The organism is Portibacter lacus (assembly GCF_021533215.1).
Taxonomy (GTDB): Bacteria; Bacteroidota; Bacteroidia; order Chitinophagales; family Saprospiraceae; genus Portibacter; species Portibacter lacus.
The window spans coordinates 1-15,014 of the sequence record NZ_JAJNKA010000017.1; the positions used below are offsets into that span (position 1 = coordinate 1).

General features: G+C 36.5%; 17 protein-coding genes. 16 read left to right on the top strand and 1 reads right to left on the bottom strand.

The window, feature by feature from the left end; genetic code table 11:
• Positions 1 to 295: 295 nt before the first annotated feature.
• Complete coding sequence (locus L2586_RS21510; protein WP_235295024.1) at positions 296 to 934, bottom strand: hypothetical protein; 639 nt, start codon at positions 932 to 934, stop codon at positions 296 to 298.
• A gap of 188 nt (positions 935 to 1,122) precedes the next feature.
• On the opposite strand from L2586_RS21510, the gene L2586_RS21515 reads away from it, so the two are divergent.
• The 16 genes from L2586_RS21515 (at position 1,123) to L2586_RS21590 (ending at position 14,941) form a co-directional block, all read left to right on the top strand.
• Positions 1,123 to 1,977, top strand: a complete 855-nt coding sequence (locus L2586_RS21515) for a TerC family protein (protein WP_235295025.1) — start codon at positions 1,123 to 1,125, stop codon at positions 1,975 to 1,977.
• Positions 1,974 to 2,366 carry an aspartate 1-decarboxylase gene (gene panD, locus L2586_RS21520; protein ID WP_235295026.1) on the top strand — a complete coding sequence of 131 codons (393 nt, stop codon included), beginning with the start codon at positions 1,974 to 1,976 and terminating at the stop codon, positions 2,364 to 2,366. The genes L2586_RS21515 and panD overlap by 4 nt, the downstream gene beginning before the upstream one ends.
• Positions 2,341 to 2,742: a DoxX family protein gene (locus tag L2586_RS21525; protein ID WP_235295027.1), complete on the top strand. Its 402-nt coding sequence runs from the start codon at positions 2,341 to 2,343 to the stop codon at positions 2,740 to 2,742. The genes panD and L2586_RS21525 overlap by 26 nt, the downstream gene beginning before the upstream one ends.
• On the top strand, positions 2,743 to 3,744 hold the full coding sequence (locus L2586_RS21530; protein ID WP_235295028.1) for an FAD:protein FMN transferase: 1,002 nt from the start codon (positions 2,743 to 2,745) through the stop codon (positions 3,742 to 3,744). It begins immediately after the preceding gene.
• Between the two features lie 5 nt (positions 3,745 to 3,749).
• Positions 3,750 to 4,574: a 3'-5' exonuclease gene (locus L2586_RS21535; RefSeq protein WP_235295029.1), complete on the top strand. Its 825-nt coding sequence runs from the start codon at positions 3,750 to 3,752 to the stop codon at positions 4,572 to 4,574.
• A complete protein-coding gene (locus L2586_RS21540; RefSeq protein WP_235295030.1) occupies positions 4,552 to 5,328 on the top strand; it encodes an MbnP family protein in 777 nt (258 codons plus the stop codon). Before L2586_RS21535 ends, L2586_RS21540 begins: the two co-directional genes overlap by 23 nt.
• A 53-nt stretch (positions 5,329 to 5,381) precedes the next feature.
• Positions 5,382 to 6,119 (top strand): MbnP family protein, encoded by a 738-nt coding sequence (locus L2586_RS21545; RefSeq protein WP_235295031.1) that lies wholly within the window; start codon positions 5,382 to 5,384, stop codon positions 6,117 to 6,119.
• A 67-nt stretch (positions 6,120 to 6,186) separates the two neighbouring features.
• Positions 6,187 to 7,215: a cytochrome-c peroxidase gene (locus L2586_RS21550; protein WP_235295032.1), complete on the top strand. Its 1,029-nt coding sequence runs from the start codon at positions 6,187 to 6,189 to the stop codon at positions 7,213 to 7,215.
• 601 nt (positions 7,216 to 7,816) lie between these two features.
• Positions 7,817 to 9,562 (top strand): GMC oxidoreductase, encoded by a 1,746-nt coding sequence (locus tag L2586_RS21555; RefSeq protein WP_235295033.1) that lies wholly within the window; start codon positions 7,817 to 7,819, stop codon positions 9,560 to 9,562.
• Complete coding sequence (locus L2586_RS21560; protein WP_235295034.1) at positions 9,559 to 10,092, top strand: gluconate 2-dehydrogenase subunit 3 family protein; 534 nt, start codon at positions 9,559 to 9,561, stop codon at positions 10,090 to 10,092. The genes L2586_RS21555 and L2586_RS21560 overlap by 4 nt, the downstream gene beginning before the upstream one ends.
• Positions 10,080 to 11,057 (top strand): sugar phosphate isomerase/epimerase family protein, encoded by a 978-nt coding sequence (locus L2586_RS21565; protein ID WP_235295035.1) that lies wholly within the window; start codon positions 10,080 to 10,082, stop codon positions 11,055 to 11,057. The genes L2586_RS21560 and L2586_RS21565 overlap by 13 nt, the downstream gene beginning before the upstream one ends.
• A 40-nt stretch (positions 11,058 to 11,097) precedes the next feature.
• Complete coding sequence (locus L2586_RS21570) at positions 11,098 to 11,892, top strand: SDR family oxidoreductase (protein ID WP_235295036.1); 795 nt, start codon at positions 11,098 to 11,100, stop codon at positions 11,890 to 11,892.
• Complete coding sequence (locus L2586_RS21575) at positions 11,889 to 13,127, top strand: aminotransferase class I/II-fold pyridoxal phosphate-dependent enzyme (RefSeq protein ID WP_235295037.1); 1,239 nt, start codon at positions 11,889 to 11,891, stop codon at positions 13,125 to 13,127. The genes L2586_RS21570 and L2586_RS21575 overlap by 4 nt, the downstream gene beginning before the upstream one ends.
• On the top strand, positions 13,120 to 14,154 hold the full coding sequence (locus tag L2586_RS21580; RefSeq protein ID WP_235295109.1) for a VOC family protein: 1,035 nt from the start codon (positions 13,120 to 13,122) through the stop codon (positions 14,152 to 14,154). The genes L2586_RS21575 and L2586_RS21580 overlap by 8 nt, the downstream gene beginning before the upstream one ends.
• 310 nt (positions 14,155 to 14,464) lie before the next feature.
• Positions 14,465 to 14,662, top strand: a complete 198-nt coding sequence (locus L2586_RS21585; RefSeq protein ID WP_235295038.1) for a hypothetical protein — start codon at positions 14,465 to 14,467, stop codon at positions 14,660 to 14,662.
• Between the two features lie 15 nt (positions 14,663 to 14,677).
• Positions 14,678 to 14,941, top strand: a complete 264-nt coding sequence (locus tag L2586_RS21590) for a hypothetical protein (RefSeq protein WP_235295039.1) — start codon at positions 14,678 to 14,680, stop codon at positions 14,939 to 14,941.
• The last annotated feature ends 73 nt before the right edge of the window (positions 14,942 to 15,014 follow it).

A 15,014-nucleotide genomic window follows, 5' to 3' on the forward strand; every position in this document is an offset into this window, starting at 1 on the left:
AATGGTGAAAGGACTAGATGTAACAGGCGTAATGTACTACCAGATCAATGCTGGAGAGTATAGTGCAACTAAGAAAATGATAGTTATTGAGTAGTTTAGATATATAAAATTCAGAAGCCCGGTTCATAATTTGAATCGGGCTTTTTTTATGAGGTCGTTTAGATCACCCTTCTGCTTTCATGAATGAATTAATAAGCTTGTTCTAGATAAGCTAGCATATCGCCTCTAGTTGTTAATATCTATTTACTTCCATCCATTTTTCTAAACGCAAAAAATGATAACTTAAATAAGTAACCTATTTTTTAGTCTTGAGACAATCTAGTGTTTCTTGGAATTGTTCAGCGTGCTTACGAGCGAGTTTTAATTTATATTCTTTAGACCGATTCTCGAAAGAAATTCCGACAACTTCAGAAGTTGAAATTAAATCTAATTTATTCAATGCCTCCGTTGTTTCTAAAAAATTAACCGTCATTAATGATTCGCAATTCTCGATGTGTGAACTAGTGCAAGTAACAACCTTGCCTTGGAGAAGGTGAAAGGAAACAGCTACATCTTGATCTAAACACATTGCTTTTTTCGCTTTAAATGCAAGAGTGTATTCTCCTTTCGTCTTAAACCAGATCAGATCAAAGGTGTTCTTATTTTTATAATCTAATAACTTAATCTTCTCTTTAGCAATGTACCGTTTGATGCCTGTGATTTTATCCACATATTTCTCGGTGTATTCAGCACAAATGATCGAGCGCTTCTTTTTCTCAACCTTGTAGTGAAAGGACATAGAGCAAATAATCAATATCAAAAATCCTATTTTGTGTAAAAGTCTTGATTCCAAATTGGTTCTGTTTTGTACTGAAATCAATGCAAATAGAATACCAGATTCTAAATTATGCTCTCTTCTGTCTAGTTGTTTTTCCGTTTTGAAGTAATAGATCATTTTAGAAATGAGCAACAGCAACTATTATACATAGCTTTTCAAGTTTCACTGCATTAGTATAAAAATGAAACGCCATACTAATAGGGACTCTAAAGGCTAATGAATGGTGGGGTAACGTTTAATAAGTACTTAATTATTTTTTTGATCCAATAATCGAACTTATTTTGTGACCAAATTAAAAATGAAGTATGATGGAATTGATTCCGCTAATCGTAATGCCTGATTTTGGTAGCTCTGCTATATGGTTAAGTTTGATTACATTAACCTTTCTGGAAATAGTTTTAGGTGTAGATAATATCATTTTTATATCCATAACATCGAATAAACTAGAAGAAAAAGATAGAAAGAAAGCGACTAATATTGGACTTCTAATTGCAATGGGATTGCGGATTGCTTTACTTTTCGGGATTTCTGTATTGATTGCAATGGAAAAACCATGGTTGAATTTCGACTTTCTAGGCATAAAAGGTGGGCTATCAGGACAAAGTCTTATCCTAATTATAGGTGGTGTTTTTCTTTTGTATAAAAGTGTAACAGAGATTCATCATAAACTAGAAGGTGAAGAACATGAGGCTGGAGGAAAGACCAAAACAACTCTGCAGAATGCCATAATACAGATTGCAGGTATTAATTTAATATTCTCGATTGACTCAATATTGACCGCGGTAGGAATGACGAATGGCTTACAAGGTGCCTTAGTTTTAATGGTTATAGCTGTAGTGCTTTCCGTCCTCGTTATGATGTTGTTCGCTAATCCAGTGACTAATTTTGTCAATAAACATCCGACGATCCAAATGCTAGGATTGTCATTTCTAATCTTAATTGGTTTTATGTTGATTATAGAAGGAGCTCATTTGGGACATATCACCATTGCTGGTTCTGAAATCGGCGCAGTACCTAAAGGGTACTTGTACTTTGCAATTGCATTCGCACTTTTAGTAGAGGTGTTAAATATAAAACTTCGTAAAAAGCAAAAACCTATCCAGCTACATGGCTATGGAGAGGAAGCGACAGTAGAAGGCTTAATGGACGATCATAAATGAAAATAGAAGTACTAAAGTCGAAATTACAACAAGTCAATGTAACGGAAGCAAATCTTGCATATAGAGGTAGCATTACCATAGATGAAGATCTAATGGATGAAGCAGATATGCATGAATGGGAACTCGTGCATGTTAATAATGCAACGAATGGGACTCGATTGATAACGTATATTCTGAAAGGCAGAAGAGGAAGTGGGGAAATTCTAATGAATGGTGGAGCAGCACTTCATGCGAAAAAGGGTGATAAAATTCATATTCTATCTTTTTGCAGCATAAAAAAGAGCAAAGCTAAATCGCACGAACCTATTATTATTTTAACGGATGACTTTAATAAAGTTATTGGAAAAAAGAGACAAGTAAAAAATGAAAAGATCAGCATTAACAATTGATATAGCATCTCTTGCTTTAAGAGTCTGTTTTGGGGCAACAATGTTAGTAGGCCACGGTTGGGGCAAGTTTCTAAAATTAATCGATGGTGGGCCTATTAAGTGGGCGGACCCAATCGGGTTAGGACCAGAACTTAGTCTTGGCTTAGCTTCGTTTGCAGAAGTATTATGTGCAGGCTTTTTAGTCTTAGGTTTATTCACCAGGTTAGCTACTATTCCATTAATCATAACGATGTTAGTTGCTATTTTCGTAGTGCACCTTAATGACCCTTTCGGTAAGTTAGAATCACCATTGATGTACTTAACAGCTTACCTTGCCATTTTACTTTTAGGGGCTGGGAAGTTTTCATTAGATCATATCTTAAAGAGGAGAAAGTAATTGAGAAGTTATTTCCTAGTATTAAGTTTGCTGTTTTTAGGATCCTGCAAAGTGGAGAAGATTCCATTTGCAAAGATCAATGGCAGTACCATGGGTACTACTTATCATATTATTTTAGAATCGAATAATCCAGAGCAAATTAAGCGCGGAGTAGATTCCCTTTTAGTAGAAATTAATCAAGCTGTTTCTACTTACGAAAAAGGCTCGATCATTACCTTATTTAACCAAGACTACAATGCTTACCTCTCGAATGAGAATGCTACATTGAACCAGTATTTCAATGAAAATTATCAGATTTCAAAGAAAATTAACCAAACTACATCTGGTGCTTTTGACCCGACGATTATGCCGATAGTAAATTACTGGGGATTTGGTTATACTGGAAAGAATAAAGTTCAAGAAGTGGATACTGCAAATATTCTGAAATTAATGAGTTATGTAGGCTTTCATAAATTGACCTTCAGTAATGAAAAAGTAAGGAAGGAAGACAGTCAGTTAGAAATTGATTTTTCTGGTGTGGCGAAAGGGTATGGAGTCGATAAAGTAGCTACATATTTAGAAAGTTTGGGGATTTCAAATTTTTATGTTGAGATTGGTGGAGAAGTTTTCACAAAAGGGCGTAATGCTAGTAATCAAGTCTGGAGAACAGGAATTTCTCTTCCATCAGAAAATGCAAGTCAAGATGAGTTTCAGCAAATTGTTGAAATTTCAGATAAAGGGATTGCAACCTCTGGAAATTATAGGATATACTATGAGTCTAAGGGGAATATATTTAGTCATACGATCAATCCGAAGACCGGTTTCCCAGAGCGAAGTAACTTGCTAAGTGCGACAATTCTAGCACCTTCGTGTGCCATTGCAGATGGATATGCCACAGCTTGTATGGTATTAGGACTAGAGAAGTCGATAGAATTGGTAAATTTGCAAGATGAAATCGAAGGAATTTTTGTTTACAGCGATGAAAATGAAGAATTCCAAGTGTATGATTCTACTAAAAAATAAAGCAAATGCCTAAGTTTAATTTAAAGAAACCCCTCATATTTTTCGACATAGAGTCCACTGGCTTGAATGTTATTCGTGATCGAATTGTACAGATTGCATTAATCAAGTTTAATCCTGGACAAGAAGAGCCTGAAGAAATGGAAATGTTGATCAATCCTGGAATTCCTATTTCTAAAGAGGCGATGGAAGTCCACGGTATTACTGCTGCAGATGTAGCAAATAAACCGACTTTTCATCAGGTTGCTAATAAATTAGAAGAATTTATAGGTGAAAGTGATCTAGCAGGTTATAATTCGAATCGTTTTGATATTCCGATGTTGATGGAAGAATTTGCGAGAGCAGGAATTGACTTTGAAATAAACCATAGGAATACAATTGATGTTCAGCGTATTTTCTATAAAATGGAACCGAGGACATTAAAAGCAGCATTAAAATACTACTGTGGGAAGGAGCTTGAAAACGCTCATGACGCGCTTGCGGATGTGGTAGCGACCATAGATGTGCTAGAAGGTCAGATTAATAGGTATGAAGGCGTAGATTACGTGGATGGAGATGGTTTTACATTGGAAGCTCCGATTGTAAATGACATGGATAAGTTAAATGATTTTACAAATGATTTGAATATTGTTGATGTTACTCAACGATTGAAATACGATGCAGACCAAAATATCGTTTTTAACTTTGGAAAGTACATGGGACAGGAAGTAGGTAAGACTTTATATAAAGACAGGCAGTACCTTAACTGGATTCTTGAAAAGGAGTTTACTCATCAAGTGAAAAAAATAGTAAAGCACGAAGTGAAAACATATGCGAAATTGCACAATTCTTAGCCTTTTATTAAGTTTGATTTTTCTGGCTACCTCATGTTATGAAAAACAGGAAGGCTGCATAGATTTTCGTGCAAACAATTATGATTTTGGTGCGGATAAAACCTGTGAAGACTGTTGTACTTTTCCAGATATGAAAATTAAGGTTAATCATAATTGGGGAGATACGATCTTGTTTCATGACTCGATCTATACCGGTTTTATGAATCAACAAATTAGAATAGTTGATGCTCAGTTTTTTATTTCCGAGGTTTATTTGACACAAGGTGATGATCGCGTCACGGTTTTAGAAACACTAGATATCGAGGATATTAATGGTAATATTTCTGAAATTCCCGATAATATTGCTTTTGTTCAGAGTTCAAGATTTACGTACGATATCGGAACTTTTAATCAACCGGATATCTATGATGGAATAGCTTTCAGACTAGGAATCAATGGGAATTTTAATAGTAGCGAAACCGAAGATTATCCTGGCTTTTTCGACGAGACTAATTACGAGTACACCAATTTTAGAATGAGGTATGTCCTAGAAAATATTTCAACTGATACGATAACCTTTGAATTAAATGGACCTGAAACGACTGTTTCGTTTGAACTTGATGCAAATTTTGAACTGCCAGTAGGTTTGGATTTCACCATTCCATTAAATGCTGCATATGGAAGATTGTTAAATAATGTGGATATGACTAAGCTTTCGTCCGGTGCAGAACAAAGTAAGATTATCTCTAATTTTAATGACTTTTTAAGTTTCTAAAACTAAACTATATCTTCTGTTTTTCCGTTGTATTTAATATAAAAACAACTCAAATGAAAAATATAATATTATTAGCGATTGGAATAATTGTACTATCATCTTGTAAGCAAGAGGGAGATTTTAACCTGAATTTTAAGGGGCTTTTTAAAGATGATGCATTGGTTCTGAATCAAGCATACGAACTAGATGATATAAGTGTAAAGTTCGAAAACCTTGGTTTTCTATTAACGGATATATCTATAGTCAATGATGATAATGAGTCTGTAGAATTAGCAGACGCTGAATTTGTAGCATTGAATGGAGTTGATCAGGCTGGAGCAGAAGCAGGTCAAGTTTTAAGTTATAACAATATACCGACTGGTACTTATACTAAGCTGAAATTCACCATTGGCGTTCCTGAAGATTTAAATGCTACAGTTCCTGGAGACTACGCTATAACGGATCCTTTAGGTCGATCTGATTACTATTGGGAAGCATGGGGCTCTTACATTTTTTCGAAGACAGAAGGAAATGCTGATGTTAGTGGAGATGGAGTCTATGATCTTAAGTTCTTTTATCATACAGGAAGTGATGCTTTGAAACGATCTTTCGAATTAGATAGGGAAATTGTCATTGACAAAAATTCAACGAGCACTTTAGAGCTATTTTTAGATTATAATGAGCTATTAAGAAATGCGGACGGAACAGCGTTTGATATAGAAGCTTCTCCGAGAAATCACGATCCTAATAAATTAGAAATTGTAACACAGCTTGTTGATAATTATGCTCGAGCAATTAAAGTAAGATCATAAGATGAATTGGAGAATCCTTTTCGTGTTAATACTAGTTCTTTTTTATTCATGTAAAAAAGATCCCGTGATGACGAACGGGGTAGATTTAACGGAAATAGATTATGCTCCTAAAACTTATCCTATAGCCATACCAGATCATTTTCCAACTTTTACTATTCCGGATGATAACCCGATTACAGAAGATGGAGTTCGCTTAGGCCAGCATCTTTTTTATGATCCGATCCTATCGTTAGACAGTACGGTTTCTTGTAGCAGTTGTCATTTGCCAGAAAAGGCATTTACAGATGGTGTGGCAGTAAGCACGGGAGTAAATGGTAACGTAGGAAGAAGGTCTTCGATGTCTTTAATAAATATCGCGTATGCTTTTAATGGCTTGTTCTGGGATGGTAGATCGAACACACTAGAAGCTCAAGCAATAGAGCCTGTCCAGGATCCTCTGGAATTAATAGAGGACTGGGATAACGTAGAAGAAAAATTAAGAAGAAATGAAAGGTACCAAACGCTATATAGAAAAGCGTTTGGTATTTCCAACTCCGATGAAATCACTCGGGACCTTACTGTAAAAGCCATTTCACAGTTTGAAAGAATTCTGATTAGCGGGGATAGTAAGTACGATCGCGTAGAATATGGTACTAATGCTGCCTATACCAATGAAGAATTGAATGGGCGAGATATGTTTTTTGATGCGGATCCACTCACACCAGATGCAGAATGTGGTCATTGTCACAATGGACCGTTATTGACGACGCAGCAATATATTAACAATGGAATTCAGCAAGTGGAAGATTTGGCAAGTTTCCCAGATAAGGGGAGGGGAGAGGTCACAGGAATTATATTTGATAACGGAAAATTCAGGGCACCTACTTTAAGAAATATTGCACTTACAGCTCCGTACATGCATGATGGTCGATTCGAAACACTGGAAGAGGTGATCGAACATTATAATTCTGGAGGACATTTTGCTGAAAATCTGGATGCATTAATTCAACCTTTAGGATTGACGGAAGAGCAAAAATCTGACTTATTAGCATTTCTACACACCATGACAGACACTTCCTATCTCACAAATCCATTTATTGTAAATCCATTTGACTAATTTATTTTTATTTAAATGCCTGATTTAGGTGTGATTATTTGAACAAAATGAAAAATCATTATTTTTCAATACTTTGATAACCAATATATTGCGTTAATATATTTATTATATTAAAGAAAATAATATATAACATTATGTTATTTTTGTACTTGCCGTAGCGGAAATAAATTAAGATCATTGTAATGTGATAAGAAGATAATCACTCTAAATCATAAGAAATTTAGAAAAGTTCATGAAGTAAAATTACTGAAATCAGTTGAGGTTTTAGATTTACAAAGATCATGAATTTATAGTTTGAGATTGAGTTTTAGTTATTATATAACATTCTTGGTAGAATAAAAAAAGATTTATATCTACTTTGGATATGTTCATGGGATTATAATTTGCATAAGTTAGTCGTATCTGCTGCGACTAACTTTTTTTTTGCCTTTTTTTAACTCAATTATTTATTTTTCTCCAAGTATCACTTTACTTCCATAGATAAATTCCTATATTTCGTATATTCTTTAAATTTTTACTTTTTAAGTTTAAATGTAAAATCAATACAAAATCATTTGTTGGTTGCTTACGCTAGCGCCCAATATTATTAAATAGACAAAATATGTATTTCAATTCTAAAGGTGACGAGGAAGTAACTTACGATGCGATTGTTGTAGGCTCTGGAATAAGTGGAGGATGGGCAGCAAAAGAACTTGCAGAGAAAGGACTTAAGACCATAGTTCTTGAGAGAGGACGTAAAGTAGAACACATCGTAGATTATACGACAGCTAGTATGGAAAAGTGGGATTTTAAAGGGAATACTGAAAGACCTACTCAGGAGCAACTTAAGGATTATGAAGTGCAAGCAAGATCAGGTTATACAGTTAATCAAGGCCATAGCCATTGGTTTGTAAAAGATACAGAACACCCTTTCGTGGAAGTAAAACCTTTCAATTGGATGCGTGGATATCATCTAGGTGGACGATCGATCACTTGGGGTAGGCAAAGTTACCGACTTTCTGAAATGGATTTCGAAGCTAATGCTAAAGATGGAACAGCCGTAGACTGGCCTATCAGATATGCAGATATGAAACCATGGTACGATTATGTAGAAACTCATATCGGTGTTTCTGGGCAAAATGAAGGATTAGCGCAATTGCCAGATGGGAAATACTTACCTCCTATGGAAATGAATTGCGTAGAGCAGAAGTTCAAAAAGGGAGTTGCTGGAAATTTTGGAGGAAGAATGGTTACGATGGGAAGAACTGCACACCTAACGGGCCAGCTTTCACATAATAAGACGTCTAAGAGAGGTCAATGTCAGTTTAGAAATAGATGTATGCGTGGTTGCCCATACGGAGCTTACTTTAGTAGTTTATCATCTACACTTCCAGTTGCAGAGCAAACGGGAAATCTAACCATAGTCTGTAATTCTATAGTTGCTGGAGTAATTTATGATCCAGAAACCAATAAAGCAAAAGGTGTAAGAGTCATTGATGCATTGACAAAGGAAACGAGAGAAGTTTATGCTAAAATCATATTTCTTAATGCCTCTGCCATTGCAACAGCATCTATTCTTTTAAATTCGAAATCAGAACGCTTCCCGAATGGTCTAGGAAATGACAGTGGTGAGCTAGGTCACAATATTATGGATCACCATTTAGGAGTAGGTGCAAGAGGCGAATTCGAAGGATTTCAAGATAAATATTATAAAGGAAGAAGACCTAACGGGGTCTATGTGCCGAGGTTCAGAAATATAGATAATGCCAGTATGCGAAAAGATTATATCCGTGGATTCGGATATCAAGGTGGCGCATCTAGGGAAGGATGGTATAAAGTAGTGAAAGAAATGAAATTAGGTAAGGAACTGATGGAATCACTTCAGACGCCAGGATACTGGACGATGGGGATTATGGGTTTCGGAGAATGCTTACCTGATCATAGAAATAAAATGTTCTTGGATGAAGATAACCTCGATCCATTCGGAATGCCGATGATTCATATCGATGCGGAATGGCAGGAGAATGAATTAATTATGAGAAATGATATGGCAACATCCGCAGCAGAAATGTTAGAGGCAGCTGGTGCGAAAAATGTCAGTACCTATGAAACCATTAACAATAACGATAAGAAGAATCGGGCAATGGGAATAGGAATTCATGAAATGGGAACAGCAAGAATGGGTAGAGATCCTAAGACTTCCGTGCTTAATAAATACAACCAGATTCACGCTTGCCAGAATGTGTATATCACTGACGGCGCAGCAATGACATCAGCGGGTTGTCAGAATCCATCACTTACTTATATGGCATTAACAGCAAGAGCTGCTGATCATGCCGTTAGTGAACTTAAAAAAATGAACTTATGATGATGAATAGAAGAGATGTACTAAAGACCGCAGGACTCGTCTTGGGTTACACATTGACCGCTGGAACAGCAGCTGCAGTGTTAGGTGGGTGTAGCGCAGATGCAACACCAGGTTGGTCTCCAAGTTTCTTAACAGCAGATCAGGCTAAAGTGATTAACGGAATGGCAGAAGTAATAATCCCTGGAACGGATAAAATGCCAGGTGCAAAAGATGTCAATATTGCCAAGTTTATCGATGAAACTTACATGTATTATAAAACGCCTGAGCAACAGCAGTCACTGAATGATGATTTCAAAGCATTTGCAGAGGAGCATGATTTCGGTGCAATGAAGGATGGTGAAAAGATGGCATTCATTAAAAGTGAGCTGGAAAAAGGCTCTAAATTTGTTAAAACAGTATACGAGCAAAGTGTGACAGGATTCTGTACTTCCGAGAAAGGAAGCAAGGAGGTATTGGTTTTTGATCCAATTCCTGGTTCACAGAAAGGTTGTATTCCTTTAGAAGAAGTAGGTGGCATATGGGCGATATAAAGAAATCAAGAAGACAGTTTTTGCAACAATCCACATACGCTACGGGTGGAATTATTCTCGGCAGTTCACTACTGTACGCTTGCGGTGGAAATAAAGACGCTATTCCTATGATCAATAAAGTAAAAGCTAGTACTCCAAAAGATATTAAAATTTCTTTGGCACAATGGTCATTGAATAAAGAGATCAAAGGTGGTGAATTAGATAATTTAGATTTTGCGAAAAAAGCGAAATCTATGGGATTCGAAGGAATAGAATATGTGAATCAATTTTTTCCGGATAAAGCGAAAGACGCTAGCTATCTGAAAGAGATGAATGCAAGAGCATCAGGTGAAGGTGTGCAGCAACTGCTGATTATGATTGACCAAGAAGGTGGGCTAGCTCAGATTAATAATAATGATTTGGGACAAGCTATCGAAAATCATAAAAAATGGGTGGAAGCAGCGAAAACATTAGGTTGCCATTCTATCAGAGTAAATGCATATGGCGAAGGGAGCAGGGAAGATGTTGCTAAAGCAGCAGTAGAAGGATTAGGAGGATTAGCCACTTTTGCTAAGGATTTCGGAATCAATGTCATCGTAGAAAATCATGGAGGATATTCTTCCGACGGAAAGTGGCTCTCTGGCGTAATGGAAGAGATAGATATGCCTAATTGTGGGACTTTACCGGATTTCGGAAACTTTTGTATAACGAAAAATAGTGATGGTTCATGCAAAGAAGAGTATGACAAATACTTGGGAGTTAAAGAGCTTATGCCATATGCTAAAGCTGTAAGTGCGAAGAGCTTTGAATTTGATGACGATGGATATGATACAGAGATCGATTATGATAAAATGATGAAAATAGTCTTAGATGCTGGCTATAAAGGTTTTGTCGGAATTGAATATGAAGGTGCGAGAATGAGTGCGGAAGAAGGTATCATAGCTACCAGAGATTTAATTAAAAAAGTGTTGGCTAAGATGAGCTAACTCTCTATACTCATTGGCTTATCACATACCATCATGAAAAATGGGTATTAAATATTTTCAGGACAAAACGATATGGATCACTGGTGCATCAAGTGGCATAGGTGAAGGGTTTGCTAGAGCACTTTCTGAAGCTGGAGCATACGTCATCCTTTCCTCTAGACGCGAAAAAGTTCTGCAAGAAATTCAAAGTCAATTAGCTTTTCCTAATCGTAGTAAGGTGGTAACCATTGACATGGAAGATAATAATTCCATAGATGCCGCATGTGAAATGATCAACAATGAATTCCAAATTGATATGGTAATTCTAAATGCAGGAATTTCTCAACGGTCTAGAATATTAGACACAGAATTTCAGACTGAGCAACGAATAATGCAAACCAATTTTATAGGTGCTGCACGATTAACTAAGCTGATCTTGCCCAAAATGGTAGAAAAGCAAAAGGGGCATTTTGTAGTATTAAGTAGTGTTACAGGCAAAATCGGCGTACCTACTCGGTCGATGTATTCGGCCTCGAAGCACGCTCTTCATGGTTATTTCGATAGTTTAAGAGCAGAATTAACAGACTCAGGAATCTTTGTTACCATACTCTGTCCTGGGTATGTTTATACGAACATTTCTAAAAATGCCGTGTTAGGAGATGGTGCCCCGCAGAATTCTATAGATGAAAATTCTAAAAACGGAATGTTAGTTGATACTTTTGTAGAGAAAGCACTGAAAGGAATTGCAAAAAAGAAACAAGAAATGCTAATAGGTGGAAAAGAAACAATGGGCGTTGTTATCAAACGTTTTTTTCCAAGTCTATTAAACAACATCATTAAAAAAGTGAATGCATGATTAAAACGATGGAAACTGACTTGTTCGCAAGAATGAGAGACGACATGGGTCCATTGGGAAAATACTCAGATGTAGCTGAAGGCTATTTTATTTTTCCCAGATTAGAAGGACCACTTTCTAATAGAATGAAATTTCAAGGAAGGGAAGTAATCAACTGGTCGATAAATGATTATCTAGGTCTGGGAAGGCAGCAAGAAGTCATAACGGAAGATCATAATAGTGCGGAAGAATTCGGGATGGCTTATCCGATGGGTTCTCGAATGATGTCAGGAGACACGAAGTGGCATGAACAATTAGAGAATGAGTTATCTGAATTCGTGGACAAGGAATCTACCTTGTTGTTGAATTTTGGATATCAGGGAATCATGTCTGCGATAGATGCTTTATTAACGCGCAGAGATGTTGTGGTCTATGATGCGAATTGTCACGCATGTATCGTAGATGGTGTTCGACTACACAGTGGGAAACGATTTGCCTTCAAGCATAATGACATGGAAAGTCTTGAGAAATATCTGGGCTTTGCCTCTAAGATTGTGAAGGAATCGGGAGGAGGAATTCTTGTAATTTCTGAAGGTGTATTCGGGATGCAAGGAGATCAAGGAAAATTAAAAGAAATTATCGACTTGAAAGCTAAGTATGATTTTAGGTTTTTAGTGGATGATGCACACGGTTTCGGCACGCTAGGTGAAACAGGCTCAGGTGCCGGATCTTTTCAGAATGTGCAAGATGAAATAGACTTATACTTTTCTACATTTGCGAAATCAATGGGAAGTTTAGGCGCATTTATCTCTGGTGACAAAGCAATCATTAAGTATTTAAAATATAATATACGGTCTCAGATATTCGCGAAGTCCTTACCATACGTGGTTGTGAAAGGTGCTTTGAAAAGGCTTGATATGATCAGAAGAGACAGAACCTTGATTAACAAGTTGTGGGCCAATGTTAACAAATTACAAGATGGACTAAAAGCAGCAGGTTTTAATCTGGGAAATTCTAATTCATGTGTAACTCCTGTTATTCTAAATGGCTCAGTGGAAGAAGCGATGAATCTGGTGAAAGATTTACGTGAAAACCATGGCATATTTTGCAGTATCGTCGTTTATCCTGTCATTCCGAAAGGGATGATCCTACTAAGGTTGATTCCTACTGCTGAGCATACAACAGAAGATATTGAGGAAACGATAGCTGCATTTACATCAGTGAGTTCTAAATTGACTGCGGGTGGCTATGTATAATATTGGAAGTATCCAGCAGGTTGGATTAGGTTCTGAAAATGCTGATATAGTACATGCATGGTATCGAGAACATTTAGGAATGAACGTTCAGGTGTTTAGTGAAGAAGCTGAAGCAGCGCTGATGACTAAGTATACTGGCGGTAAGGTTCATAGCAGAAAAGCGATTTTAGCGCTTAATAAATTTGGCGGAGGCGGAATTGAGTTTTGGCAGTTTAAGTCAAGGAAATCTGAAAAGGTATCCTTTGATATTCTTCCTGGTGATCTAGGAATTTCATGTTTGAAAATGAAGGTCTCGAATATAGAAGAAGCATTCACTAGGATTCAGAAATTAGGAGTGAAAGTTTACACTAAAATCGGTGATGATATCATGACGCCGTCCTCTTTTCAATTCCAAGATCCTTTTGGTAATCGGTTACAGCTCGTTGAATCCTCTAATTGGTACAGCGATAAAGAAGGATCTTTGCAAGGTGGTGTACTTGGAGTTTCTATAGGGGTCTCAGATCTCGAAAAGTCCGTACAGTATTACGCGAAACTTTTCAATTTTGATACAGTAAAGGATTTGAAGGTAGAAACGTATAAAGATCTAAATAAAATTACAGGAGGTAAGCATCTTTATAGAAGAGCTGTTCTTAGTCATTCTAAACCTAGAAAAGGACCATTTGCGAAGCTTTTAGGTGCCAATGAAATAGAATTGATTCAAGTTCTGGATAGAACACCGAATATCATTTTTAAAGATCGTTATTGGGGAGATCAAGGTTATATTCACTTGTGTTTTGATGTTCAGAATATGACTGAAATGGAGAAGCATTTTGAATTGACAGTGGATAGTGCGAATAGCTTTGATATGGGAAAGGCAGCAGGTAGGTTTTCCTATACGGAGGATCCAGATGGCACTTTGATCGAGTTTGTAGAAACGCATAAAATTCCCATTCTACCTAAGATTGGATGGTATTACAAACTTTCCAAAAATAAGAAAGAGTATGTGCCGGATTGGTTAATAAAACTCATGTTTTTCGGGTCTAAGTGATTTTGAATGATGATTTGCTAGCCTGACCTCGAGTCAGCCTATCAATAATCATAGTTTGATTAGATCAATGCTTTTCTTGATATTCTTGAAATTGTTATTAACAAAGCATGGCTGCTGGTCTCACTGAATGTGAACCAATGAAATAGCTTCCCTTTCTAAACTTTAAACTTTATTTGTGGGATCTTCAGCATTAAAAAATATGATCTTAAATCCTTTGTAATCAATAGATTAAGTATTATCTTAATACAAAAGAAAACCCCGTTTTTTACGTTGGAAGCGGAAAAACGGGGTAATCTTAAAAACTATTAAGATGAAAGTACGCCGAATTTCTGAATTTCAAGCAAGAATTGACTTTCCAAATTTTGATTCACATTTTGAAAAGCATTTAGAGGGCTTTGAACAAAGTCCACTTGGACAAATTCACAAAGCTTTGCCGTGGCAAGAATTAATCCGTGAATTTGATATCAAAGAATTCCGAAAAGGTCCAGACTGCATATTCTGTCCTTAGGGTAAATTAGCCTTGATGTTTCTAAAGAATTATTCCGGTCATTCTGATAAAAAGCTAATAGATTTTAAACCCAAAGGAAGACCAGGTAGACATAAGGAGCATAAAAGTCAACTTACCAAGATGATCACTAAAGAAAGAGCAAGTCGATTAGAAGGTAGTTTTGGAACAGATAAAGAGTACTATCTTCTGAATAAAATCAAAGCACGAAATAAGGAGACAGAAATCTTGTGGATTTTTATAGGCATCCACAACTCCAATGCGCTAATTATTGGTCGTTGAATGGCGAAAGCAACTAAAATTGCAGCCTAACCAAGTTATTAACCTATATCATTTACTCTAAAATCCGCCTTGA

Bases quoted from the DNA above. Each gene is read 5' to 3' on its own strand.
- L2586_RS21510 (WP_235295024.1), bottom strand. From the start codon at position 934: ATGATCTATTACTTCAAAACGGAAAAACAACTAGACAGAAGAGAGCAT.
- L2586_RS21515 (WP_235295025.1), top strand. From the start codon at position 1,123: ATGATGGAATTGATTCCGCTAATCGTAATGCCTGATTTTGGTAGCTCT.
- panD (WP_235295026.1), top strand. From the start codon at position 1,974: ATGAAAATAGAAGTACTAAAGTCGAAATTACAACAAGTCAATGTAACG.
- L2586_RS21525 (WP_235295027.1), top strand. From the start codon at position 2,341: ATGAAAAGATCAGCATTAACAATTGATATAGCATCTCTTGCTTTAAGA.
- L2586_RS21535 (WP_235295029.1), top strand. From the start codon at position 3,750: ATGCCTAAGTTTAATTTAAAGAAACCCCTCATATTTTTCGACATAGAG.
- L2586_RS21540 (WP_235295030.1), top strand. From the start codon at position 4,552: ATGCGAAATTGCACAATTCTTAGCCTTTTATTAAGTTTGATTTTTCTG.
- L2586_RS21545 (WP_235295031.1), top strand. From the start codon at position 5,382: ATGAAAAATATAATATTATTAGCGATTGGAATAATTGTACTATCATCT.
- L2586_RS21550 (WP_235295032.1), top strand. From the start codon at position 6,187: ATGACGAACGGGGTAGATTTAACGGAAATAGATTATGCTCCTAAAACT.
- L2586_RS21555 (WP_235295033.1), top strand. From the start codon at position 7,817: ATGTATTTCAATTCTAAAGGTGACGAGGAAGTAACTTACGATGCGATT.
- L2586_RS21560 (WP_235295034.1), top strand. From the start codon at position 9,559: ATGATGATGAATAGAAGAGATGTACTAAAGACCGCAGGACTCGTCTTG.
- L2586_RS21565 (WP_235295035.1), top strand. From the start codon at position 10,080: ATGGGCGATATAAAGAAATCAAGAAGACAGTTTTTGCAACAATCCACA.
- L2586_RS21570 (WP_235295036.1), top strand. From the start codon at position 11,098: ATGGGTATTAAATATTTTCAGGACAAAACGATATGGATCACTGGTGCA.
- L2586_RS21575 (WP_235295037.1), top strand. From the start codon at position 11,889: ATGATTAAAACGATGGAAACTGACTTGTTCGCAAGAATGAGAGACGAC.
- L2586_RS21580 (WP_235295109.1), top strand. From the start codon at position 13,120: ATGTATAATATTGGAAGTATCCAGCAGGTTGGATTAGGTTCTGAAAAT.
- L2586_RS21585 (WP_235295038.1), top strand. From the start codon at position 14,465: ATGAAAGTACGCCGAATTTCTGAATTTCAAGCAAGAATTGACTTTCCA.
- L2586_RS21590 (WP_235295039.1), top strand. From the start codon at position 14,678: ATGTTTCTAAAGAATTATTCCGGTCATTCTGATAAAAAGCTAATAGAT.